The sequence below is a fragment of the Exiguobacterium sp. SH3S1 genome (assembly GCF_004337105.1).
GTDB classification, from domain to species: Bacteria; Bacillota; Bacilli; order Exiguobacteriales; family Exiguobacteriaceae; genus Exiguobacterium; species Exiguobacterium aurantiacum_A.
In genome coordinates this window covers 12877-36571 of sequence record NZ_SJUW01000017.1, presented here as the reverse complement: position 1 = coordinate 36571, position 23695 = coordinate 12877, and the positions used below count along the sequence as shown (strand labels likewise).

22 protein-coding genes and 2 tRNA genes are annotated in these 23695 nt (G+C 51.6%); 3 read left to right on the top strand and 21 right to left on the bottom strand.

Annotated features, from left to right (window positions below):
* Positions 1-15 precede the first annotated feature (15 nt).
* The 16 genes from EVJ26_RS13500 to EVJ26_RS13425 form a co-directional block, all read right to left on the bottom strand.
* Positions 16-786 carry a DUF92 domain-containing protein gene (locus EVJ26_RS13500; protein ID WP_131470692.1) on the bottom strand — a complete coding sequence of 257 codons (771 nt, stop codon included), beginning with the start codon at positions 784-786 and terminating at the stop codon, positions 16-18.
* A complete protein-coding gene (locus tag EVJ26_RS13495) occupies positions 765-1319 on the bottom strand; it encodes a 5-formyltetrahydrofolate cyclo-ligase (protein WP_071397741.1) in 555 nt (184 codons plus the stop codon). The genes EVJ26_RS13500 and EVJ26_RS13495 overlap by 22 nt, the downstream gene beginning before the upstream one ends.
* A gap of 57 nt (positions 1320-1376) precedes the next feature.
* Entirely contained in the window at positions 1377-1541 is a 165-nt protein-coding gene (gene rpmG, locus EVJ26_RS13490; protein ID WP_016510885.1) for a 50S ribosomal protein L33, read from the bottom strand.
* 84 nt (positions 1542-1625) lie between these two features.
* Positions 1626-3827 carry a 1,4-alpha-glucan branching protein domain-containing protein gene (locus EVJ26_RS13485; RefSeq protein ID WP_131470690.1) on the bottom strand — a complete coding sequence of 734 codons (2202 nt, stop codon included), beginning with the start codon at positions 3825-3827 and terminating at the stop codon, positions 1626-1628.
* Between the two features lie 12 nt (positions 3828-3839).
* The gene (locus tag EVJ26_RS13480; protein WP_131440104.1) at positions 3840-4604 is read right to left on the bottom strand and encodes a DUF4912 domain-containing protein; all 765 of its coding nucleotides are present in this window, start codon (positions 4602-4604) and stop codon (positions 3840-3842) included.
* A gap of 119 nt (positions 4605-4723) precedes the next feature.
* Positions 4724-5386, bottom strand: a complete 663-nt coding sequence (phoU, locus tag EVJ26_RS13475) for a phosphate signaling complex protein PhoU (RefSeq protein WP_070327024.1) — start codon at positions 5384-5386, stop codon at positions 4724-4726.
* 15 nt (positions 5387-5401) lie between these two features.
* A complete protein-coding gene (gene pstB, locus EVJ26_RS13470) occupies positions 5402-6163 on the bottom strand; it encodes a phosphate ABC transporter ATP-binding protein PstB (protein ID WP_233589588.1) in 762 nt (253 codons plus the stop codon).
* Positions 6164-6266: 103 nt separating this feature from the next.
* Positions 6267-7178 carry a phosphate ABC transporter permease PstA gene (pstA, locus tag EVJ26_RS13465; protein WP_131458743.1) on the bottom strand — a complete coding sequence of 304 codons (912 nt, stop codon included), beginning with the start codon at positions 7176-7178 and terminating at the stop codon, positions 6267-6269.
* Between the two features lies 1 nt (position 7179).
* The gene (gene pstC / locus EVJ26_RS13460) at positions 7180-8124 is read right to left on the bottom strand and encodes a phosphate ABC transporter permease subunit PstC (RefSeq protein ID WP_016508080.1); all 945 of its coding nucleotides are present in this window, start codon (positions 8122-8124) and stop codon (positions 7180-7182) included.
* Positions 8125-8208: 84 nt separating this feature from the next.
* Positions 8209-9147 carry a PstS family phosphate ABC transporter substrate-binding protein gene (locus tag EVJ26_RS13455; RefSeq protein WP_131470688.1) on the bottom strand — a complete coding sequence of 313 codons (939 nt, stop codon included), beginning with the start codon at positions 9145-9147 and terminating at the stop codon, positions 8209-8211.
* Positions 9148-9299: 152 nt separating this feature from the next.
* Positions 9300-11357: a peptidoglycan D,D-transpeptidase FtsI family protein gene (locus EVJ26_RS13450; RefSeq protein ID WP_201738378.1), complete on the bottom strand. Its 2058-nt coding sequence runs from the start codon at positions 11355-11357 to the stop codon at positions 9300-9302.
* Between the two features lie 153 nt (positions 11358-11510).
* Entirely contained in the window at positions 11511-12119 is a 609-nt protein-coding gene (locus EVJ26_RS13445; protein WP_071397750.1) for a superoxide dismutase, read from the bottom strand.
* 84 nt (positions 12120-12203) lie between these two features.
* Positions 12204-13673, bottom strand: coding sequence for an alpha-amylase (locus tag EVJ26_RS13440; protein ID WP_131467837.1), 1470 nt, complete (start codon positions 13671-13673; stop codon positions 12204-12206).
* Positions 13674-13795: 122 nt separating this feature from the next.
* Positions 13796-13869 (bottom strand) — tRNA-Ile (locus EVJ26_RS13435).
* A 4-nt stretch (positions 13870-13873) separates the two neighbouring features.
* A tRNA-Met gene (locus EVJ26_RS13430) sits at positions 13874-13950 on the bottom strand.
* 115 nt (positions 13951-14065) lie between these two features.
* Positions 14066-15712, bottom strand: coding sequence for a Na/Pi cotransporter family protein (locus EVJ26_RS13425; protein ID WP_131459029.1), 1647 nt, complete (start codon positions 15710-15712; stop codon positions 14066-14068).
* A gap of 182 nt (positions 15713-15894) precedes the next feature.
* On the opposite strand from EVJ26_RS13425, the gene EVJ26_RS13420 reads away from it, so the two are divergent.
* Positions 15895-16353, top strand: coding sequence for a hypothetical protein (locus EVJ26_RS13420; RefSeq protein WP_236635586.1), 459 nt, complete (start codon positions 15895-15897; stop codon positions 16351-16353).
* A gap of 21 nt (positions 16354-16374) precedes the next feature.
* On the opposite strand, the gene EVJ26_RS13415 is transcribed toward EVJ26_RS13420, so the two are convergent.
* A complete protein-coding gene (locus tag EVJ26_RS13415; RefSeq protein WP_131459028.1) occupies positions 16375-18060 on the bottom strand; it encodes a methyl-accepting chemotaxis protein in 1686 nt (561 codons plus the stop codon).
* 218 nt (positions 18061-18278) lie between these two features.
* Here EVJ26_RS13415 and ispG point away from each other — a divergent pair, with 218 nt between their 5' ends.
* On the top strand, positions 18279-19400 hold the full coding sequence (gene ispG, locus EVJ26_RS13410; RefSeq protein ID WP_016508052.1) for a flavodoxin-dependent (E)-4-hydroxy-3-methylbut-2-enyl-diphosphate synthase: 1122 nt from the start codon (positions 18279-18281) through the stop codon (positions 19398-19400).
* A gap of 70 nt (positions 19401-19470) precedes the next feature.
* Positions 19471-20055, top strand: coding sequence for a hypothetical protein (locus EVJ26_RS13405; RefSeq protein ID WP_236634044.1), 585 nt, complete (start codon positions 19471-19473; stop codon positions 20053-20055).
* Positions 20056-20087: 32 nt separating this feature from the next.
* Here EVJ26_RS13405 and EVJ26_RS13400 read toward each other — a convergent pair whose 3' ends face one another.
* From EVJ26_RS13400 to EVJ26_RS13385, 4 genes are read right to left on the bottom strand one after another with little or no spacing between them, the layout of a single operon-like run.
* Positions 20088-21485, bottom strand: a complete 1398-nt coding sequence (locus EVJ26_RS13400; protein ID WP_131470684.1) for an NAD(P)H-hydrate dehydratase — start codon at positions 21483-21485, stop codon at positions 20088-20090.
* A 56-nt stretch (positions 21486-21541) separates the two neighbouring features.
* Positions 21542-21952: a Fur family transcriptional regulator gene (locus EVJ26_RS13395; protein WP_070327015.1), complete on the bottom strand. Its 411-nt coding sequence runs from the start codon at positions 21950-21952 to the stop codon at positions 21542-21544.
* Positions 21939-22802 carry a metal ABC transporter permease gene (locus EVJ26_RS13390; RefSeq protein WP_131470682.1) on the bottom strand — a complete coding sequence of 288 codons (864 nt, stop codon included), beginning with the start codon at positions 22800-22802 and terminating at the stop codon, positions 21939-21941. Before EVJ26_RS13390 ends, EVJ26_RS13395 begins: the two co-directional genes overlap by 14 nt.
* Positions 22799-23557, bottom strand: coding sequence for a metal ABC transporter ATP-binding protein (locus EVJ26_RS13385; RefSeq protein WP_131470680.1), 759 nt, complete (start codon positions 23555-23557; stop codon positions 22799-22801). The genes EVJ26_RS13390 and EVJ26_RS13385 overlap by 4 nt, the downstream gene beginning before the upstream one ends.
* Positions 23558-23695: the final 138 nt, after the last annotated feature.

Here is a 23695-nt window from a genome sequence, read left to right as displayed (position 1 = left end):
TTCTCTGTACTACCCTTATGCGAAAACAAGAAAACTAATCGCCGCCGCGGAAGCGATCGCCAAGAAATTAACGGCGTCGTTGCCGAGAAAGCGCCATCCAGATACATAGTCGGTCGCTTCGCCGTGATGCAGCTTTTTCTCCGTCAGTTTTCGGCACGTCCGACAGCGATACTTCCGTTGCACGGTCGCACCGAGCAACGTATCGACGACGCTGCCGCTCAGACCGAGCGCAATCAATAGAAATAGCGTGCCCATCGTTATGTTTAAGAACGGGAGCGATGCCAGGACGATGATCGTCGCGCCGGCGACGGACATGAGCGTACCGAACGGTGACACACCACCGCTCGTCCCCGGTTCAACTTCACGCAATGTCAAAATAGAGCGCGGTCGGCGCGATGCGAGGACGCCGAACTCGGACCCCCACGTGTCACTCGTCGCCGCCGCGATTGAAACGACGTAAGCGAATAGCCACGCCTCGTTCGAATTCATCGCCATTCCGACGGCGGTGAGCATAGCGATTCCTCCGTTCGCAAGCACTTGCACGAAGTCACGCGGTCCGGATTTTTCGACGATGTCATCGACCGACGCCTTGTCGCGGGCGCGATATTTTGAAGCGAGCGAGGACGTCGAAAAGAACACACCGAGCAAGTACAGCCCGAACCAGCCAAAACCAAACCCGATGACCGTCCCTGTCACGATCGTCAAGATCGCCCCAGAGAACGTCAACGACCGGAGACGATATCCGGCCAGTGCAACTAGACAAGTTACGAGGACGATTGAGAGCATCGAATCATTTCCCTTTCTGTCACGATCAGTTCGACAGGTATGTCGTGTGGTTCGATCGGTATTTCGTCGAGCACTTGTACGTCGTAGGCGAGCGCGATCGTCGCACCGCGATATGTCGCTAAGAAACGGTCGTAATAACCCCCGCCCCAACCGATCCGATATCCAGAACGGTCAAAGACACGGCCTGGGACGATACAGACATCGATGTCGAGGTCGGTTTCCGCGGTCGTCGGCTCGAGAATACCCATTACCCCCGGCTCGAGGTCGCTGAACGTCCTGATTTCGTGGAACGTGAGCCCCTGTTTCGTTACTTTCGGCACCAACACCGATTTTCCTGCTTTTAAAGCTGTATCGATGAGCGGACGCGTATTCACTTCAAGGTCGAGTGACAATGTGAGTGCGACCGTATACGCTTGTTGCCACTCAGGGAGCGACGCCACGGTATGTAGGATCGCTTCATCACGCCCGTCACGATCGGTGAGCACGCGAATATTCACATGAACCGCTTTTCGGAGCTCTTGTTTAGCTGTCATTTGTTATTCCTCCTATCGAAAAAAAAAGGCCGCCACATGAGTGACGGCCGGTCTCAATTATTTCACTTCGCGGTAAAGCGTGTGACGACGGAGACGTGGGTTGTATTTGCGCAATTCGAGGCGCTCTGGGTTGTTACGTTTGTTTTTCTTCGTGATGTACGTGCGATCGCCTGTTTCTGTGCAAGCTAGTGTGATTTTAACGCGCATATCTTTCACTCCCATCTTACTAATGTTGTATCAAGTGCTTTTGCTTTACAGTCTAAGCATACTCAATTATCCTACCAAGTTTTTTTTGAAAAAGCAAGGTTATTTCACGTTCTTTTTCAAACGTTTCTGCCCGTACGGTGACGCGTCGAGCGGTAGGCACGTTTTTACGTTATCGCCGATCACATACCGCGTCGCGAGCTCCTCGATCGAGAGCTGTTCACCGACATAAACCGTATCAGCTTCCGAGAGGACGCCGTTCTCAATGCGATGGATCGCATCGAACAGGCCACCGTGCCCGTGCGGGTTGCGGGTCGTTTCAAATGACAACATAGTTGAGTATAACGGAACATCTAGTGACTTCGCAAGTGAACGTGCCGCTGGAATCGTCATCCAATCAAAATGATGGACCGCTTTGAAGTTGACCATCGTCTGTAACTGTTGGACGAGTTTCACGTAGGCGACGTTCTGAGCAGCGATTTGGTTCATGACATGCTCTAGAAACGGACTCGTGAGTGGGACCCGGTACACGTGCACGCGATTGTGGCGCTCGTATTCAGGCAATCCCTCACTGTGCGGCGTGAGGACGTAAACGGTCTCCCCGTCAGCCGCTCGTGCCTCGACTTCAGCGACGACGCGGTGACCGAGGTCGCCCACTATATTGCCTGTATATTCTGGCGTGAGGACGAGAATGACCTCACCTTCTTCGCCACGCTCCTGCGTCACATAATAGTCGTGTGGAGATAGGAACGTATCGATATCAATATCCACGTCGTCTAAGAACGGATAGACCGTGTAGTGCTCGTCTAGCAAGCGATCCGATAGCTTGCCTTCGTAGAGCGCCGTCTCGAGTTCGGCAAACAGACGGGTATGTTCGCGGAAACGTTCGGCGGCGTATTGCGCCGTCGTCTGGCCGTCCAAGATAAACGCCCAATCGCTCGAGACTGAGAGCACATAATGACGAATGAGCTGTCTCAAAGCCCGGTCGGCGAGTGGCGAGGTGTTCCGATAGTCGGCTACGTCTTTGACGAGTTGCGTTTCCATCGTGTGCAAATGTCTGAGCATCCATTCGTTGCGTTCGTTGATCCACACATCGCCGTAACCTTTCCGGCCCCACGTGTTCATCGAAACTTGTACTGTTTGCAGGTCTTGGAAATGACGCTCGAGGAAGAGTGCCGGCGTGATCGTCTCAATCCCGTATGCCTCTAGTCGCTCTGCGACTTGCCCTAAAAATTCAGGGCCCTCAAACCACCAATGGCCGAACAGTTCGGCGTCAAACGGTGCCGTGACGAGGAACGGCGGGAACGTTTGTCCACCGTGCGCTTCTAAATGCGCCGCGAGCGTCTCGGCGAAATCGGTCGCGTGATTATCGATTTGATGTTCGGCCCATCCGCGGACGTAAAAGTCTTTTTCGTCGCTGTCGCCCGTGATGCGATGCATCTTCAGACCTGTGTCGAAGCGGATGCCCTCTGGATGCATGAACGCTTGAATGTATTCCCAGTCCCGGTCGTAGGCGAGATCGCGATAAAACTCGCGATAGTCCGGATGCCCCGGATAACCGATCATCGAACTCCAAATCTTCCCGGAGATGATTTGATCACGTGGGAATAAAGCGACTCCGTGCGGCGAATAGACAGGCGCACCGATGCCTTTGTCCGGCGTCGGGTCGGCTTCGAGCAACGCGTGCTCATCGACGAACGTGTAGCGAATCCCTTCCTCATAGAGGATGCGGTCGACTCCTGGCGTATACGCACATTCCGGTAACCAAATGCCGGTCGGACGGAAGCCGTAATGCCGCTCGAAGCAGTTCAATCCAGTCCGAATCTCGGCCCGTGCCGCCTGATCGGTGAACAGATGCGGGTTGAAACCGTGTGTCGCCGTACATGTGACCATATCGATGAAGCCTTGCTCACGATATGTACGGAACGCATGGTTCAAATTTTTCTCCCAATGGAGGAACGTGTTCTTCAAGTCTTGATAACGGCGTTCGTAAAAATGAAGCGTCTCGACTTCTTGTTCGCTCCGACCCTCAGCCAGTTCGATTGAGATCAGTTCAAGCATCTCATCTAAATGCCCGAGATAGCGATCTTGGACGAGTGGGTCGGCGAGCATTTCGACGACGGGCGGAGAGATACTGACCGTCCAATGCAGCGGCCGTTGAAGTCGATCGACTTGCCACAGAATCGGGATGTATGTCTCGGAGATGGCTTCATATACCCAGCGCTCTTCTAGCCGGTGTTTCTCTTCATGCCTCACGTACGGAAGATGGGCATGTAGGACGAGTGAAAAATAACCTGGTTTCATAGTGTGTCCTCCTCAGCGTACGCAGCGGTATGCAGAATATTTTGGTAACGTATCGAGTAGTTCTGGTGACTCGACTTCACCGAATTGCCAACGTCTGACCGGCTCGGCAAAACGTCCGACTCCTGCCGGTTCGTTCCGCGGCGTATCAATCGGCATCGAGGCGACGAGCGGAAGAAATTCACCTTCCATCGTCCGAATCCCGAATTCGAAGACGTACGTCGTGTTCGGGTCGAGCGGACGGACGAACCAGCTGTTCGTCATTTCCGGCAACTCGAACGTATAAGACCGGTTCGCATGACCAGATGTGTAATCGAGCAGTGTGATGTCTAAGATGCGGAACGCCTTCGGCAAATCTTCCCACGGCCGCATGAACTGCATCGTCAGCGTCTCTTTCACAGCGTCTGACACTTCCCAAAAAACATAGACCGCGTTCGGGGATTGGACGACCGCGTGCATGAGGTCGACATCGTAGCGGTCTGGAAGCTTCCAAAAACCGTCTGGACCTGTTTCAAGGAGCGGTGACTGCTTCGGCTCTTCGTGATGGAGTGTCGAGGCGACCTGCCCCACTGTTGGAGCTTCTTTCTCGTTTCGTTTCATTCTATCCTTCCCTTCATTAGAAGATTTTTTAGGAGCGGTTGTCGGCTTGGTGACCTCACCGTTCTGGGAACGCCATTTACGCCATGCGTACTGGACTTTTCCGACTGGCATGTCTAATTGTTCTGCAATCTGTTTTAACGTAAGCCCTTGTTGTTTCAAGGATACGATTTTCTCTTCCATTTATGTCTGGCTCCCTTCCAAAAAAAAATCCATATGCTTTACGTATTCGTTCTTTTTCAGTGAATTCCTGCACAAAAAAAAGTAAAGAACAACAGACCTGTTGTTCTTTACCACTTTTATCACTGATTTAAATCATAATGCTTCCCTTTTTCGAGAAAAATCAAATGTTCCCCGAAATTGGTCACATGGTCGCCCATCCGTTCGAGATAGCGGGCGATGTTTGCAAACTCATAAACATCGTTCGTTCCGACCGTCATCGTCGGTAGACTTCCGATATATTGCTTGATCACCTGTAAGTTGAGATCATCGATGACTTTGTCCATCTCATTCAACTCACGGACCCGGCTGGCTTCACCTTTACGATAGGCACGGGTTGCGAGTTCAAGCATATCGATCAACTGTTCGGCCATCTGCTTGAGCGGCTTAATGTCAAGCAAGTACGGGACGTGCTCGATTCGCGTAACGGCTTTGGCGATGTTCGTCGCGTAATCCGCAATCCGTTCAAGATCGGTCGCGGACTTCATCGTCACGATCAAGCGACGAAGATCGGTCGCGACCGGTTGTTGTTTGGCAATCAAGAGAATCGCCTGGTCGTTGATTTCGAGTTCGAGGTCGTCTAGTTCGTTATCGTTGTCGATCACCGTCTGAGCGAGCGTGAGGTCTCGTTTCTCAAGCACCTCGATCGCTGTCGCCGTTTGGCGCATCGTCAAGTTCGCCAAGTGAACGACTTTCTCTTCTAGTTCGTGTAATTTAACATCAAAAAATGCGCGATTTTGTGCCATAGTAATCTCCCCCTCTTAACCGAACCGGCCAGAAATGTAATCTTCAGTCCGCTTGTCCGTTGGATTCGAGAAGATTTTATCGGTTGCGTCGAACTCGACGACTTCCCCGTTCAAGAAGAACGCCGTCTTGTCAGACACACGTGCTGCCTGTTGCATGTTGTGCGTGACGATGATGATCGAATATTGTTCTTTCAACTCTTGGACGAGCTCTTCAACTTTAAGTGTCGAGATCGGGTCAAGCGCTGACGTCGGCTCGTCCATAAGAATGACGTCTGGTTCAATCGCAAGTGTCCGGGCGATGCAAAGGCGCTGTTGCTGACCACCCGAGAGACCGTAGGCGTTCTCGTTCAAGCGATCTTTCACTTCTTCCCAAATCGCGGCGCCGCGCAGTGAGCGTTCGACGATCTCGTCGAGCACTTTTTTGTTTTTGATCCCGTGCGTGCGCGGTCCGTACGCGACGTTGTCGTACACGGATTTTGGGAACGGGTTTGGCTGCTGGAACACCATCCCGACCGACGTGCGGAGATCTTCAACTCTATAGTCACGATCAAAAATGTTACGGCCATGGTAAAGAATCTCCCCGTTCGTCCGTACCGTCGGGACGAGTTCGACCATCCGGTTCAACGTCTTGATAAACGTCGATTTCCCACAACCAGACGGACCGATGATGGCCGTCACTTCGTTTTTCTTAATGTCGAGATTGACGTCAATCAATGCTTGATCGTCGCCGTACCATAAGTTCAAATTGTTCACGACATAAGCACTGTCTTTTTGCATCACGGTCTCGGTCGGTTGGGTCGTCGTTGTATTCACGTTATGATCTCCTTTAAGCTCTGTTTGTTTCATCATCTCGAGAGTCCTCCTCGTTTACTGCTACGACTTAATGTCGATTTGTATACTTGTTGCGGATATAGATTGCGGCCGAGTTCATCGTGATGAGCAGTGTCATCAAGACGATGATGCCGGCAGCGGCAATGTTTTGGAATTCAGCTTGCGGACGGCTCGTCCAGCTGTAAATTTGAATCGGGAGCGCCGTAAAGTCTGAAAATACATTGTTCGGTGTCGTCGAGATGAACGTTGCCGCTCCGATCATGATGAGCGGTGCCGTCTCGCCGATGGCCCGGGATACGGCCAAGATGATCCCTGTGATGATCCCTGGAATGGCTGACGGTAACACGACGTTGAACGTCGTCTGCCATTTCGAGGCACCCATTGCGAGCGACGCGTGACGTAGCTCCATCTTAACAGACCGTAACGCTTCTTGTGACGCGACGATGACGATCGGCAAACTCATCAGACCGAGCGTCAGCGCACCCGTCATGACCGAGCTGCCAAGTCCGGCCGTCCGGACGAAGAACGTCAATCCGAGCAAACCGAACACGATCGACGGGACACCCGCCAAGTTCGAGATGTTCACTTCGATAAACGACGTGAGCCGGTTTTTCGGTGCGTACTCTTCTAAGTAAATCGCGGCACCGACACCGACGATAAACACCATCGGCACGATTAGCATCATGAGCCAAAGCGTCCCGATCAAAGCCGGATAAAGACCGGCCTGTTCGGCGCGGCGTGACGGGAAGTTGCGGAGGAAGTCGAGATTGACCCATCCGCCACCTTTTGAGATCACGTCATAAATAAGCGTCGATAAGACGAGCAAGGCGAAGATGAGCCCCGCTAAAAAGATGTACTTAAAGATTTCGTTCAATCGTAGGCGACTTTTAATCCGTCGCGATACGGTCTCATGGTCAATATAGTTCTTCGTATTCTTGAACTCACTGTTCGGCAAAGCCATATTAGTACTCCTCTCTGAAGCGGCGCGTCACCCAGTTCGCGAACAAGTTCATCACGAGCGTAAAGATGAATAGAAGCGCACCGACCGCATAGATACTATAGTATTCGATTGTCCCGTAACCAGCGTCACCTTTGGCGATCTGGACGATATACGCCGTCATCGTTTGGATCGAGTCGAGCGGGTTGAACTCGAAGTTCGGTTGCGACCCACCCGCGATCGTGACGATCATCGTCTCACCGATCGCTCGACTCATCCCGAGGACGATCGAAGCGATGATCCCTGAGAGCGCGGCTGGCATGACGACTTTGAGGGCGACTTCTAGACGTGTCGCACCGAGGCCAAGTGCCCCGTCACGAATCTTTTTCGGAACGGCACTCATCGCGTCTTCCGAAATCGACGCGATCATCGGGATGATCATGATGCCGACGACAATCCCTGGACTGAGGGCGTTATAGATCTTCAACCCTGGAATGAGCGACTGCAAGATCGGTGTGACGAATGACAAGGCGAAGAACCCGAAGACGATCGTCGGAACACCGGCGAGGACTTCAAGGATCGGCTTGAGAATCGTCCGGGCCCGTTCAGACGCGTACTCGCTCAAATAAATGGCCGATGCGAGTCCGAGCGGCACTGCCACGATCATCGCGATGAGCGTGATTTGGAGTGTGCCCATGACGAGCGCCCAAACACCGAAACTCGGGTCCGCACTGAGCGGGTACCATTCGGTCGAGCCTAGGAAGTCGCGTACCGGGACTTTTTCAAAGAACTTGAACAGTTCGAAGCCGAGCGTCAAAGCAATCCCGATCGTCGTGACGACCGAGACAAATGCGCTCAAGAATAATAAGAACGGCATGATTTTGTCAAACACGTTCGTCGTACTATATTTTTTTTGCTTATTCGCGTTAATCATCTCTCGAATCGAGAACTCATTTTTTGATTCGTTCATCTCGTTTATCGCTCCCTACCTCTTCATACTAGAAAGCATGGCGAGAAGGCGAGAGAGTCTCTCACCTTCTGCCATTTGCTCTATTTATTCACCAGCGAGTTCATCAATCAGTTTAGCGTTCTCATCGTAACTTGCTTGCTCCATCGCGACGTAGCCGACTTCTTCAGCAAGTGCTCCGGCATTTTCGTTCATAAAGCGTGCGAAGTTTACAACTTGCGGCTTTTCTTGCATCGAGGCGTTGTTCACGTACGTGTAGATTGGACGTGACAGTGGGTATTCGAACGATGTCACGTTCTCAGCTGTCGGCTCGATGCCGTCTACTTTCAACGATTTCAACGTGCCTTCGTTTTCAATGTAGTACGCGTATCCGAAGAAACCGATCGCATTTTTCGTTCCGGCAACTCCTGTTACGAGGACGTTGTCGTCTTCTGACAACTGTGCATCTTGGCGAACGTCTGTATCATCGAGAACTGCTTCGTTGAAGTAATCGAACGTACCTGAGTCTTTACCAGGTGAGAAGAATGAGATCTCTTCATCTGGCCAGTCCGAGCGGACGTCTTTCCATGTCTTCACGTTCATATCTGTCCACATCTTGTTGAGCTCATCCATCGTGATGTCATCGGCCCAATCGTTCTCTGGGTTGACGACAACCGCTAATCCGTCAAGCGCGACCGCGATTTCTGTGTACTCGACGCCGTTCGCTTCAGCTTCGGCTGCTTCTTCTTCTTTGATTTCACGCGATGCGTTCGAGAAGTCTGTCTCCCCGGTCACGAAACGTTTGAAGCCGCCGCCCGTTCCAGATACACCGACCGTTACTTCAACGTCTGGCTGTTCAGCTGAATACTCTTCAGCGACCGCTTCCATGATTGGGAATACGGTAGACGAACCGTCCATGACGACTTTACCTGAAAGTGCGTCTCCTTCGGCTCCACCGTTTTCTTCTTCATTGTTTCCACACGCGGCACCGACGATGGCCACCGAAGTGATTGAAGCGAGTAAAGCTGATTTTTTCATCCAAGACATTTCTGACGTCCTCCTTGAGTTTGCTTTGATTTGTGTTGTGGGTCTGTTGTTTCGTCCTACAATTAACATCCTAATAAACTACTATTAACGATAAATAAACGGAACGTAAAAGAATTGTAAAGATAAAAAAAGAAGCCACCGAAGTGACTTCTTTACTGGAGCTGTGCTTGGACGTCTTCTAAATCAAAATATACTTTCATGATGTCATGGGCGACGCGCGTGTTGACGCCTTCTGCCTCAAGACCTGGCATGATGATTGCCCACGCGATCTCTGGGTCGTCGTACGGAGCCCAGCCGACGTGGTTCGAGTTAAGCGTCTTGATCGGCTCACCTTTATCGTTTCGTTTCGCTTGGCCGTCCGGCCCTTCCGCGATCGCTTGCGCGGTCCCGGTCTTACCGGCCGCCGTCATCCCCGTCTGTTGGAGAATCCGCGACGTCCCGCTCTCGACCCCTTGACGGAAGCCTTGACGCGAACGCTGGATGAACTCGTCGCGGATGTCGACTTTGTTCAGCGCTTTCGGCTGGAACGTGCTGACGACTTGTTTGTTCATCTCATCGAGCGAGCCCGGTTCAATGATCTCTTTTAACAGATGCGGCTGCACCCGATATCCGCCGTTGGCAAGCGTCGACGTATATTGCGCGAGTTGGATCGGCGTGTACGAGATGAACTGACCGATCGACATATCCATCAACAGTGTGACGCGGTCGGGTACGCTCCGGAAACCGATTGATTCGTAAGGAAGATCGATGCCCGTCTCGATCCCGAGTCCGAACTGTTTATAGTAGTGCTCCATCGTATTGAACGCCTCAGTGACGTTGTCACCGACGATTTGGCCGGTCGAGTAATAATCGGCGAGCCTGAGCGCGATCTGGAACATGTAAATGTTCGACGACATGGCGAGCGCATCGAGGTCGTTGATGTTCCCCATGTTCCGGTAAGACGATTTGAGCGAAGACCCGATGCGGATCGGCGCGTCGTAAATGTATTCGCCCGGCTTGATGACTTCTTCTTCAAGTCCGAACGCGACGGTCGCCCCTTTGATCGTCGAGCCGATTTGGCTCGCCCGGAGCACGGTTCCTGTCGAGACGTCTTTAAACTCGTTCGTCTCAAGATCTAACTCTTGCCCAGACAAAGCGAGCAGCTCGCCCGTCTTCGGATTCATGACGACGACGAAAGCCCGGTCGAAGTGCGGACTCCCCGAACGCCCGGCACGGATCGCCTTCTTCAAGATCTCATCGACTTCTTTTTGGAATTCGATGTCCGTCGACAAGATGATGTCTTTTCCGGGATTACCGCTCACGCGCGTAGGCTCACCGACCGGTTGGCCTTTATACGTCGTGAACACGTCATAGGCCGGGGTCCCGCGTAAAATATCTTCATATTGCTGCTCGAGATAAGACGTCCCGACCCGATCGTTCAACCCGTAGCCTTTCGCTTGATACGAGGCCCGTTGCTCGGCCGGGATTTGACGATAGCTTCCGAGGAAACTTTGGAACGTTTCACCGAACGGATAAGCCCGCTGGTAATACGGTTCGACGCTGACGCCTGGCAACAGCTCCAAGTTTTCTTCGATCAAAGCCATCTCTTTCGGCGACGCGCCGATCTTGATGACTTGTGGGTCTAACGCGTACCCGCTCTCCATATTATGTTTGATGGCGATGATCTCTTCGGTCGCATCATCGAACGTGATCTCTGCTTGTGTGATTGAATCAAGCAGCAACTGATCGACTGCTTGGTTCGACAAGGCGGCCCGCTCTTCTTCCGGCAGCTCGGCGAGAAGCGATTGAACTCGTTCTTGCGAGCGCTCGGGATCGATGGCGATCCAATAGTCCTTGCGGTCCCGTTCGGTCACTTTGCGGTCTTTCTCCGGAATGTCGACGATCTTAGCAAGTTTGACCGCAACATCGAGACGCTCCTCCGTTTTCGTCACTTGGGAGCGACGGTACATGACCGAATAGTTCGAGATCGTGTCGGCCAACACTTGCCCGTTCCGATCGTAGATTTTGCCGCGAGGCACCTCGTACTTGATCTTGCTCGACTCGGTCTTTTGAACTTCTCGGGCGATCAACTCTCCGTTGACGATTTGGACGACGCCTAACCGAAAAATCAACGTCGCAAACAAGATGAAGACGATAAAGAACAATAAATTTAACCGTAACGGAAGGTGGTTACGCCGTTTTTTCGGCACTTTCACACGGTGTCTAGCCAATTCAGTTATCTCCTTCCACATTCAGTTGCTTCTATATTATACTTTTCTGTATTTCTATTTTCAGACTCGATTTTCACTATATCATAATTTGTTTACAAATTAATGAAATGTAGAAAAAATCCCGAGATTCAACCGAATCTCGGGATCGTGTCATTATTTGGCGTCAGCGTAAAGCTTCGCGACGTAATCCCAGTCGATGACGTGGAAGAACGCTTGGATGTAGTCCGGGCGACGGTTTTGATAGTTCAAGTAGTACGCGTGCTCCCAAACATCGAGTCCGAGGATCGGCGTGATGCCTTCCATGATCGGTGAATCTTGGTTCGGTGTCGACGTGACTTCGAGCTTGCCGCCTTTGACGACGAGCCAAGCCCAACCTGAACCGAAACGAGTTGTAGCGGCTTTCGTGAACTCATCTTTAAACGCGTCAAAGCTGCCGAACGCTTCGTCGATCGCCGTTGCGAGTTCGCCCGTTGGTGTCCCGTTCTCGTTTTTCTTCAACAACTTCCAGAAGAACGAGTGGTTCCAATGGCCGCCGCCGTTGTTACGAACAGCTGTCTGAATGTCAGCAGGAAGCGAATCGAGTTTTTGGAGCAAGTCTTCAAGTGAAGAGTACTCTACATCTTTTCCTTCGAGTGCATTGTTCACGTTCGTGACGTAAGCGTTGTGGTGTTTCGAATGGTGGATTTCCATCGTGCGTGCGTCAATGTGTGGTTCGAGTGCATCGTATGCGTAATCAAGTTGTGGTAATTCAAATTTAGCCATAACTAAAATCCCCCTTTAAATTGGTTTGAACAACGTTCGCTTTAAATGTAACAGATTTGTGACGGCTTACTCAATTGTAAAGGCTTATTCCACCTCTTCGTCCGGCAACGCCCAGACCGAGATCGATCCTGCCGCTACTTTAAATACCCCTTTTCCATCTTCGTCAATCTCGATGATTTCATCGATCGTCTGCGTCAAGTCGACCCATTTCTCCCCGGCACGATATTCCCCGACGTACATCCGTTTCTCCGCCTCCTCGTTATTCGAGATGATGACGGCACAACCTGAGCGCTCGATGTCCTCGCTACCGTGTCGGACCCAGCCGATCACGTTCTCGTTATCGAAGTAATCATCTTGCTGCCCGTATGCTTTTTCGCGACGTGCGTACAGAAGCGGATCGATGGCCTGTTTCTTCCCTTCAGTCGGGTGGGGCCCGTTGATGCCGTAGTAATCCCCGTAGAAGACGCACGGATAACCGTCTCGGCGAAGCAAGATCAGACCGTAAGCACTTTGTTTGAACCAATCTTCGACCCATGATTCAAGCGCCTCGGCCGGCTGTGAGTCATGGTTGTCGACGAACGTGACCGAGTGAAACGGGTGGGACTGGACGAGCGTGTCGTCAAAAATCGTCCGCAAATCGAACGATGCGCCTTCGATCGAGGCACGTTGCAAATTGTAGTGGAGCGGCACGTCGAACAAATCGACGTGGTAGTCGATGTTGTCTAAAAAGGCGCGGCAATCTTCGAGCTCTGACTTCCAAAACTCACCGACCAAGTAAAAGTTCTCACCTTTTTCATCTTTCATCGTTTGGCTGAACTCTTTGACGAAATCATAGTTGATATGTTTGATCGCATCGAGACGGAAGCCGTCACATTTCGTCTCTTCGATGAACCACTTGCCCCAACTTAACACTTCTTCCTGGACTTCCGGATGATGATAGTCAATGTTCGCGAACATCAGATAATCGTATACGCCGAACTCACTATCGACGTTGTCATTCCATTTTTTGTTATCGCCTAAGATGAAGAAGATACCCCTATGCTCGCTCGCCGCGTCATAGTCCGTGCCGTTGAAATGATGGAAGTTCCATTTGAACGACGAGTACTTATCGTTTCGTTCTTTATAATCAAACTTCGTCCACCCTTCGATCTCAAACGGTTCTTCCGACAACACTTTCGTCCGGTCTTCCGAGTCGACTTCTAACACGTCGAACTTCTCGGTTGCGTCGGCTCCAGCTTTATGGTTCAACACGACGTCCATATATACTTGCATCCCGAGCTCTTGGGCGTGTTTCGTCGCCTCAAGCAGCTCTTGCTTCGTCCCATATTTTGTAGCGATGGTCCCTTTTTGATCAAACTCGCCTAAATCATACAAATCATAGACACCATATCCCGTATCCTCATCATTTTGACCTTTTGTGACAGGTGGCAACCAAAGTGCGGTGATTCCTGCTTTTTTCAACTTAGAAGCACGTTCTTTCAATCGCTTCCAATGCTTTTGGTCAGCCGGGACGTGCCATTCAAAAAATTGCATCATCGTATGATTTCGTTCCATCTTACTTCGCCTCGTTTCATATTTTTCAAAAATAAAATGCTAACGAATATTTACCCACGTCTTCACTTTTGAAAACAAAAATGTAAATAAAAAGACAGCTTTCATCAGAAAGCTGTCTTTGATGGACCCTGTAGGACTTGAACCTACGACCGGACGGTTATGAGCCGTCTGCTCTAACCAGCTGAGCTAAGGGTCCTTATTGGTAGCGGCGGAGGGAGTCGAACCCACGACCTCACGGGTATGAACCGTACGCTCTAGCCAGCTGAGCTACACCGCCACGTTGTTATACAGTAATAATATACTGAATGAAGCCGCCACTGTCAATGAAAAGTCATATGTACGAAAAAAAGTCCTACTACTTATAACTTAAGTAGCAGAACTTTTTCGAAACGTTAGACCGATACTTCGTTCGTTGCGTCTTCGAGTGTGATTTCCGTTATGTTCATCGCATGGTCACCGATCCGCTCAAGGTTCGAGAGCATATCGACGAAGAACATACCAGCTTGGCCGTCACATTCACCTGTGTTCAAACGAACGACATGATTTTTGCGGAACTGGCGCTCGAGCATGTCGAGTTTCGCTTCCATCTCGATGACTTGACGCGCCTCGACCATGTCACCGCTCGCGAGCGTTTGGAGTGACTTCTCGAGTGTGGCCCGTGTCAGATCATACATTTCCGTCAATTCTTTTTGAGCTCCCGGCGAGAGCGTGATGCGTGTCGCCGTCTTATAGTCGATCAACTCGATGATGTTCTCAACGTGGTCACCGATTCGCTCGATATCGTTGATGGCATGCATGAGTGTCTTATGTTGTTGTGATTCGTGCTCCGTCAAATCGACGGCCGCGAGTTGAACAAGATAATCCGTAATTTTAGAGTTCAGCGAGTTTAACGCATCTTCAATGTGCGCTGATTTTTCCGCGTGCTTCTTGTCACCAGTCTCCATATAAGAACGTGCCTCATCAAGACCAAGCTTCGCGAAATCACCCATGCGGATGACTTCATATTTAGCTTGTTCGACCGCGATTGAAGGCGACTGTTGAATGAAGATTGGGTCCAAGTGTTGCGCTTTCGTATCAACGATTGAATCTTCGCCTGGTACAAGTTTCGTCACGACCCAGGCAATTGTCCCGATGAACCAGAACTGGATCAATGTGTTGGCGACGTTGAACGTACCGTGGGCGAAGGCGATTTGCATCTTCGCCTCAATGTTAAGGAAATTTGTAATCCAGAAAATGTATTGCGTAAAGAGCGGTAAGATAATCAAGAACATGGCCGTCCCGACCAAGTTAAAGATGACGTGGGCCGCAGCTGCGCGACGAGCCGCGACTGACGCACCGAGTGCAGCGAGAACCGCTGTGATTGTCGTCCCAATGTTATCACCGAACAAGACCGGTAGAGCGGCCTTCAAGTCGATCGAACCACCAGCGTATAGTTCCTGGAGGACACCGATCGTCGCTGATGACGATTGAACGATCAACGTGAACACCGTACCGACGACAACTCCGAGGATCGGGTTTTGACTCATCGATTGTGTGAGTTCGAAGAAGTACTCGCTCGTACGGAGCGGACGCATGCCGTCTCCCATAAGTTCAAGACCGTAGAAGAGAGCTCCGGCGCCAAAGATGATTTGACCCATATGTTGAAACTTCTCTTTTTTAAAGAAGAACAACAGTGCAGAACCGACGGCAATCATCGGGAGCGCATACTCACCGATATCAATTCCGATGATGAACGCTGTCACCGTTGTCCCGATGTTCGCACCCATGATGACCCCGATCGCTTGACGGAGCGTCATGAAACCGGCACTGACAAGACCGACCGTGATAACTGTCGTACCTGTAGACGTCTGAAGAAGAATCGTAACGATGATCCCGGCTAGTACTCCGAGGAATGGATTCGTTGTATACTTATCAAGGATGTCGCGGAGTCGATCTCCTGCAGACTTTTGAAGGCCGTCTCCCATCGATTTGATACCGAATAGGAAGATCCCTAATCCTCCAAAAAACATGAATAACATTTCTTGCAAATTGTATTCCACGATTTTTGTACCCCTTTTGATTGTGAATTGGTTGTGTTTAATTGGTTCTTATTGCCTTACTCATTATGCCTTCTTCCCTGAGTTGATGTAAACACGTTTAATGTTAAGGTTTTATTAAATAGTTGTCTTATTTTTATGTATTTTAGATGATTTGTACTATAACAGAATGGGGTTTTGTCTGTATGCTTAAAACGACATCAATGTTTATCCGCCATAGCCTGCTACCTACGAAGCAAACGCTACGGCTTCGTCTGGCTCCGCTGCACACTTATATGTTGGCGAGCCTCGTCTTTACAATCGTCGCGACTGTTTTAGATTACCTCGTCTTGCGACCCGATTTTTTCGCACCGATGTGGTTGTTTTTACACGGGTTCGCCATCTTCTTCTTCTATATGACTTGGGTCGCCGTCGCCGCCTTGTTCGTTCAACTCGTGACGAGACTTCGAATGAAGAAACCGTGGCCGTATCGGCAAGCTTGGCCTTACGCGGTCGCGATGACACTCGTGCCGACGCTCGTGCTCGTCGCCTTGTATCACTTTATGCCCGCACTTCTTTGGCTCGGCTTTGTCGTCACGATCGTCTTCTTGACCGTCCCGCTATTCCAAATTCCGCTTAAACAAAAAAAATCGGGACGGCGCTAATACGCGCTGTCCCGATTTTTATCACGTCTTCGGTGCAAGTTCAGTAAGTACTTCCTGCAGCCGTCGACTTTGATGACCGAGGTCTGTCCCGGCTGCTTGTAACGTTGCTTGAACGTCCGTCCATACTTCGACCCCTTCGTACAATTCGTTCAACTTCCGCTCGAGCGTCAAGCCGATTTCTTTCAGTTGTTCGTTCGCTTCCGCCATGTGGAGCAACTGACTTCCCGTCGCGGCCGTCTGATCCGTGATCGATTGGAACTCAGCCATCTGGTCGCGCACTTCGTGATTGATTCTCGCAATCCCTGCCTCAACTCGGTCCAACGTCTCACCTAAATGAAGGATATCGTCGCCGAAGCGAATCATATCGCTAAAAATCTCTTCCCGTTCGGATTTGATTTGTCCGATTGCCGCAACGGCAAGTATCGAAGATTCATTCGTCACTTTCGCTAGCTGACCGACTTCATGAGCGACGACAGCAAACCCTTTTCCGTGTTCCCCGGCGCGAGCCGCTTCGATTGAGGCGTTCAATGCCAACATCTTCGTGGCTGCCGCGACCGATAAAATCGTCTGTAGCGCTTCGTCGGCTCGTTCTGACGTTTCCGCGCTGTCGCGTAAACGCTCTTGGATACCGCCCGCCTTCTCTTTGAACTGCTCGCTCACGCCTCTGACCGAAGCAAACGAGGCGATTTCGCTCGAAATCGTTTGTTGCAGCGCTACCGCTCTCAAGTCGACAGCCGAAATATCTTGTTTGAGTGCCGCGACATGGGCCGCAATGTCCGTGAAGCGATGCGTCGATTCACTCGTAAACGCCTGATACGATCGACTCGTCTGTTCGACCGTACTTGCGACTTCTTTAAAAGCGACAACTTGTTGTTCATTTGATGCAAGTTGCCGCATGAACGTCGGCAAGCTCGTCTCAAACGCCAAAGACGTCTCGTCCATCGTCAGCAACGACTTTTTCCACAGACCGATGAACGTATTGTACTCACGCTCTAAACTACGGATCTCGAACGACTTGGCTCCTAAGTCTACTTCTTTAAAAGCACGCGTCTCTACCGCCTCACGCAGTCGCGTCGCAAACTGCGATAACGGTCTGACTTCGCGACGAATCATCCGAGAAAATAAATAGATAATGATTCCCATCGCTATGATGATCACAGCGAAAAGCGCCTGTCGAAGTTCCCACATCGAGCCAAGTACCGATTGTCTCGTGACAGCCAATACGTAATGAGCTTGTAGTTCTGGGATCGGAACCGCTGCTAAAAAGAAATCGTCTCGTTCAATGACTGCGAGTTCGTTCACTGTCACTTCATTAAATTTGTCTTCAAGCTGCTTGCTCGCTTTTTTTCCTGTCAATTGCTCGACTTGCTCGTCTCGAATCAAGTACTGACCGGCCTCGAGTCCGTCCGCTGATAAAATTGACGCCTGTTGCATGTACGTCGACTTCAATGAGCGTACCAACCCTTTTTCATTTGATAGGTATGCCCCGTACGTCGTTTTGACCGTCTCGCGCATGACTGTCGCTTCTCGGAGTAAGCGCTTCTCGACTTCAGCTGTCAACAGGTGTTCCGCTTTCAGGGCGAACCAACCGAACGTCGTCAAAAACAGGATGACGACAAGCGGCATCAGCGTCCATTGGAGACGTCGCTCAATTTTGACGCCGTCGGGACGTCGCTGCTTCCACAGCTGTTGCAATCGCGTTAACACATCTAATCCTCACCTTTCTCAAGTTACTATTCGTCCGATATATCGGTCTTGAGACGGTGGAAAATTATGAAGCCTCTGTTAAGATAACGTTAGACTTTGTAAAGAGCACATCTCAGGAGCGCTTGCCGGGTGCTTTTTCACAAGCATTTCGTTATGATAAGAAAGAAACCAACCATCTAAATCGATTGGAACCTTTCCAAAAGAAGGAGATTACGTATATGTCAGAAATTTTACACCGTTCATTAACTCGTCCGATTCGTGTCGGCAACGTCATCATCGGAGGATCTGATGAAGTCGTCATTCAGTCGATGACGACGACGAAAACGCACGACGTCGAAGCGACTGTCGCCGAAATTTTACGTCTTGAAGAAGCAGGTTGCCAAATCGTCCGCGTCGCTTGTCCAGATGAGCGAGCGGCCGACGCGCTCGCTGAAATCAAGAGCCGCATCAACATCCCGCTCGTCGTCGATATTCACTTCGACTACAAATTGGCGTTGAAAGCCATCGAAAGCGGTGTCGACAAGATTCGGATCAACCCTGGTAACATCGGTCGCCGTGAGAAAGTCGAAGCGGTCGTTAACGCCGCTAAAGCGAAAGGCATCCCGATCCGCATCGGTGTCAACGCCGGATCGCTCGAGAAGCAATTCCTCGAAAAATACGGATATCCGACAGCCCAAGGCATGGTCGAAAGTGCGATGCATCACGTCAAGATTTTAGAGGACCTCGGTTTTTACAACACGATCATTTCGCTCAAAGCGTCTGACGTGAACCTTGCCCTCGAGGCGTACACGCTCGCCGCGAAGACGTTCGACTACCCGCTCCACGTCGGGATCACTGAATCAGGACCACTGTTCTCAGGATCACTCAAATCAGCGGCCGGACTCGGTGCGATCCTCTCACTCGGGATCGGCTCGACGGTACGTGTGTCGCTGTCTGACGACCCTGTCGAAGAGATCAAAGTCGCCAAAGAAGTGCTCAAGTCGTTTGGCCTAGCCGCTAACGCCGCGACGCTCATCTCTTGCCCGACATGCGGCCGCATCGAAATCGATTTGATCTCGATTGCGAAAGAAGTTGAAGAGTACATCCAAAACATTAACGTCAACATCAAAGTCGCCGTCCTCGGCTGCGCGGTCAACGGACCAGGTGAAGCACGTGAGGCGGACATCGGCATCGCCGGTGCCCGTAACGAAGGCCTGCTCTTCCGTCACGGGAAAATCATCCGTAAAGTACCGGAAGCAACGATGGTCGAAGAGTTGAAGAAAGAAATCGACGCCATCGTCGCCGAGAAACTTGCCGCGCGTGAGCTTGAAGAACAACAACTTGCCAACCAATCTAACTAATCTCTCGCCCGCTCGGTTGCAACCGAGCGGGCTTTTGATACAATGAGTGTTATGGCAAGGAGGAATCAAGATGCACATTGGGATAGATTTAGACGGAACCGTCACGGATCCGCAAAGTTGCTTTCACTATATGAACGACATGCTCGGTTACGCCATCGATTATCATCAGGCGACCGAATACGAGCTCCATACGTACACGAATATGACGCAACATGATTTTTGGACGTTCATGATCGAACACGGTCATGAAGAAGCCATCTATCGGCGTTCACTCCCGCACTCTGAAGTGAACGAAGTGCTCTGGCACATTCGGAAAACGCACCAACTTCACTACGTGACGGCGCGCAGCGAGGCCGTTCGCTCTGTCACCGAGGACTGGATCAAACAGTACGAACTGCCGCTCGACTCATTGATTATGACAGGCAGTCACGACAAAGTCGGCGTAGTCAAAGATCTCGCGCTCGACTTGTTCATGGAGGACCGCTATGAGAATGCCATCTCGATCCATGAACAGACATTGATTCCAGTGCTCTTGTTCGATGCCCCGTATAATCGTCGACCGTTACCGGACGGGGTGAAACGCATCACGTCTTGGAACGAGGCACTCCATCTCGTCGACCGCTTCGAGACTACAAAATCCATCATTACCCTATAAAAAAGAGGAATCCGCCGCTGGATTCCTCTTTTCTATACCCGTCCGATCGCCTCGATGACATCGCTCGCGAGAACGCTTGCCGGATGAATCCGTTCACTCGCCGACCTAGCGGCTAACGCGTGCCATAGGACGGCTTGTTCGTTCGGGGGCTGCTCCGGCTCGATCCGCGCACTCCGGGCCCAGAGCGCGAGCAGCATGCCGGTCAGGACGTCACCACTCCCGCCTTTCGAGAGTGCCGGTGCTGCGACCGTGTTGACGGCACCAGTCCCGTCTGGCGAAACGATCAACGTGTACGTCCCTTTTAGAATGAGATGAACCCCATGTTGCCTCGCAAAGTCTGATGCGGCCTTGAACCGGTCTGCCTCGATCATCTCGACCGTCTGTCCCGTCAACCGGGCAAGTTCACCGGGATGCGGGGTGAGCGTCAATGGGCCCGACGCCTGTAAGTGTTCCTTCGTCAGCGCACCGGCATCGACGATGATCGGCGTCGTCCGTTTCTTGACCGCTTGCCAAGCGTTCGTCAACCGTTCATCCTCGACCATGCCCGGACCGATCGCCGTCGCCGCATACCGCGCGTCCGGTATGGCGTCAATCTCGTAAAACATCGCCTCCGGTAACGTTGCAGCCAGTGCCATCGCCTCAGCCGGCACCGCCAAGTCGAGCAGCCCGAGTCCGCTCCGAAGGGCAGCCTGAGCCGCTAAAAACGGTGCCCCGATCAAGTGGCGGCTCCCGCCGACGAGCTGGCCGTGACCGTAAGTCGATTTATGGCCATATGGATCACGGGATAGCAGACCGCGGTCAAAATCGGCCTCCGTCAATACGCGCCAGTTCGACGTCTCAGGCAATCCGATGTCGATTCGTTCGACTTTCCCGTAAAACGGTGCGGTTTGATTCAAGAACGCACTACGCTTATAACCATGTAACGTCAACGTCTGATCGGCTTTGATCGCGTGACCGTCGAACCGGCTCGTCTCGTCGCTCGGCACACCGGACGGGACATCGACCGCGATCACCGTCGCCGCTTGGTCGCACATCCAGGTGATCACGTCTCTCGCTTTCCCGGTGACCGGTCCGTCAAGGCCGACTCCGAACAAGGCATCGATGATATAGTCCGCCTGTCTCGGATTATCTACGACCGGGACCACTTGCTTCGCTAACGCTGCGTGCGTCAAGGCTTCTGGCGATTTCGGCTCGCCGAGTGGTGCCCAGACGCTGACGTCATACCCACGCCGGTGCAGTTCACGGGCGATGACCCAACCGTCGCCCCCGTTATTCCCTCGTCCACAGACGACGAGGACGGACGCCTCTGCTCGAATCGCCAAACGATTCGTCAAGGCCAGCGCCGCTCGCTCCATCAAGGCTTCGGGCGTCGTCCCGTGCGCAAAAGCCTGTTCATCCGCTCGCTTGATATCGCTTGCCGTATAAATCATCGACTCACTCCTTTCTTATATGTACAAAAAAAAGGAAGTTGCAGTAATCAACCTCCTTACTTACATTGTTTACAATACCCGTAAATCTCAAATTTATGATCGATGACCTCAAAATCAGGGTCAAGCGTCTCTACGTAACGCATCGGGCAAAGTTCGAGCAGTTTCGTCTTGCCGCACCCGCGGCAGATCAAGTGATGGTGGTGGTGCGATGAGCCACACGTGACCCGGAACGCTTTCTCACCGTTCAACTCGGTCGCTTCGAGCAACCCTTCCTCCGCAAACGACTTCAAGTTCCGGTAGACCGTATCAAAGCTCATCGTCGGATGTTTCGAACGCATATAGTCGAGGACGTCTTTCGCACTGACATAGCGTTCTTCGGCCGCCAAATAAGCGTACATCTCAATCCGTTTCGGCGTCACTTTCAATGACGACGACTGCAACCGTTCGATTTGTTCAGTCTGTTTCATGGAGTACCTCCTTCTTCCGTAACGAGCCGACCTTCTCAAACAACATGACAGCAGCCAAAATCAAGACGGCGAGCAAGACGATGACACCGCCCGGGGCGACGTCTAGTTCGTAGGCGAGGACAAGTCCCCCGATCGTCGCAAGCTCACCGAACACGATTGCCCAAACAATCGTCTGCTTGAAACTGTTCGTGAACCGGAGCGCGGCCGCGACCGGTAACGTGATCAAGCTTGAGACGAGCAACGTCCCGACGATCCGCATACTGACGGCGATGACGAGCGCGACGACGAGCATGAACAACAAGTGTAACAGCGTGCTCGGCAATCCGGACACTTTCGCTTGTTCTTCATCGAACGACAAGAACAAGAGCTGTTTATAAAACACGACGATGACGATGACCGTGATGAGCGCGACAGCTAGAATCAAACCGATATCAGATGGACTGACAGCTGAAATCGAACCGAACAACAGCGTCGACAAATCGACCGAGAAGCCGCGCGACAACGAAATGAAGATCGCGCTCAGTCCCATCCCCGCCGACATCATGATCGGAATCGACAGCTCTTGAAAATGGACGTACTTGTTGCGGAGCCAATCGAGACCGAGCGCCGCGAGCACCGAGACGAGCGTCCCGAGATAGAGCGGATTCAAGTCAGAGAAGAACAAGACATACTGTCCGAGAAATAAACTGAAAGAGATGCCGGCGAGCGTCAAGTGTGACAAAGCGTCGGCAATCAGACTCATCCGTCTGACAACGACGAAAGAACCGATCAACGGGGCCGTAAACCCGATGACGACGGCCGCTATGAACGCATAACGCAAAAAACTATAGGTTAACAAGTCCGCAATCATGACATACCTTCATGAACGAGGACTTTGACGGCATACGGCTTGATGGCGGCAAGTTCTCCTAGTTCGCTATACTCTTTCAACCCACAGTTACAGGCCATACGTCCCCGGTCAAGATGGACGACTTTCGTGACGAGGTCGGTGACGACGTTTAAATCGTGCGTGACGAGGATGAACGTGCACGACGTCTGCTCGCGCAACAAGTGGAGCACTTCATAAAAGTCCCGCAGATGCTTTTGGTCGACCCCGACCGTCGGCTCATCCAAGATGAGCAAATCGGGTTGGTTGACGATGGCCCGGGCGATGAACACACGCTGCTGCTGCCCACCGGACAGGCTTCCGATTTTGCGATTCCGATATTGCCACATGTTGACCGTCTCGAGTGCATTTTGAATCGCGGCCTTATCTTCCATGTTCAATCGCTTGAACAGGCCTAGCCGTCCGTACCGGCCCATGGCGACGACTTCTTCGACCGTCACCGGAAACCCCGAGTTAAACGACGCCGCTTTTTGGGAAACGTAACTGATACGGGACTTGTCCTTGAATTGGCCTTGCGGGCGACCGAACAGTTCGACCGTTCCCGCCTGCGGGCTCAATAGACCAAGGATCGTCCGAATCAACGTCGACTTGCCTGACCCGTTCTCGCCGACGATGGCGACGAAATCACCTTGCTTGATGTCGATGGACACGTCCCGAAGTGCGGCCGTGCCATCGTAATAATACGAAACATGATCTAATTTTACGACAGATGTCGTCATGAGCTACCCTTCTCTCGTTTGATAAATCGTAATCATTTCTACTTGCTTGGCGTCTGTATTATACAGAATATTATTAAATGCTTCAAGTTTGAGAAGATCGAGGCGCTCGTCGTCACGTCTTCACACAAAATCAAGATG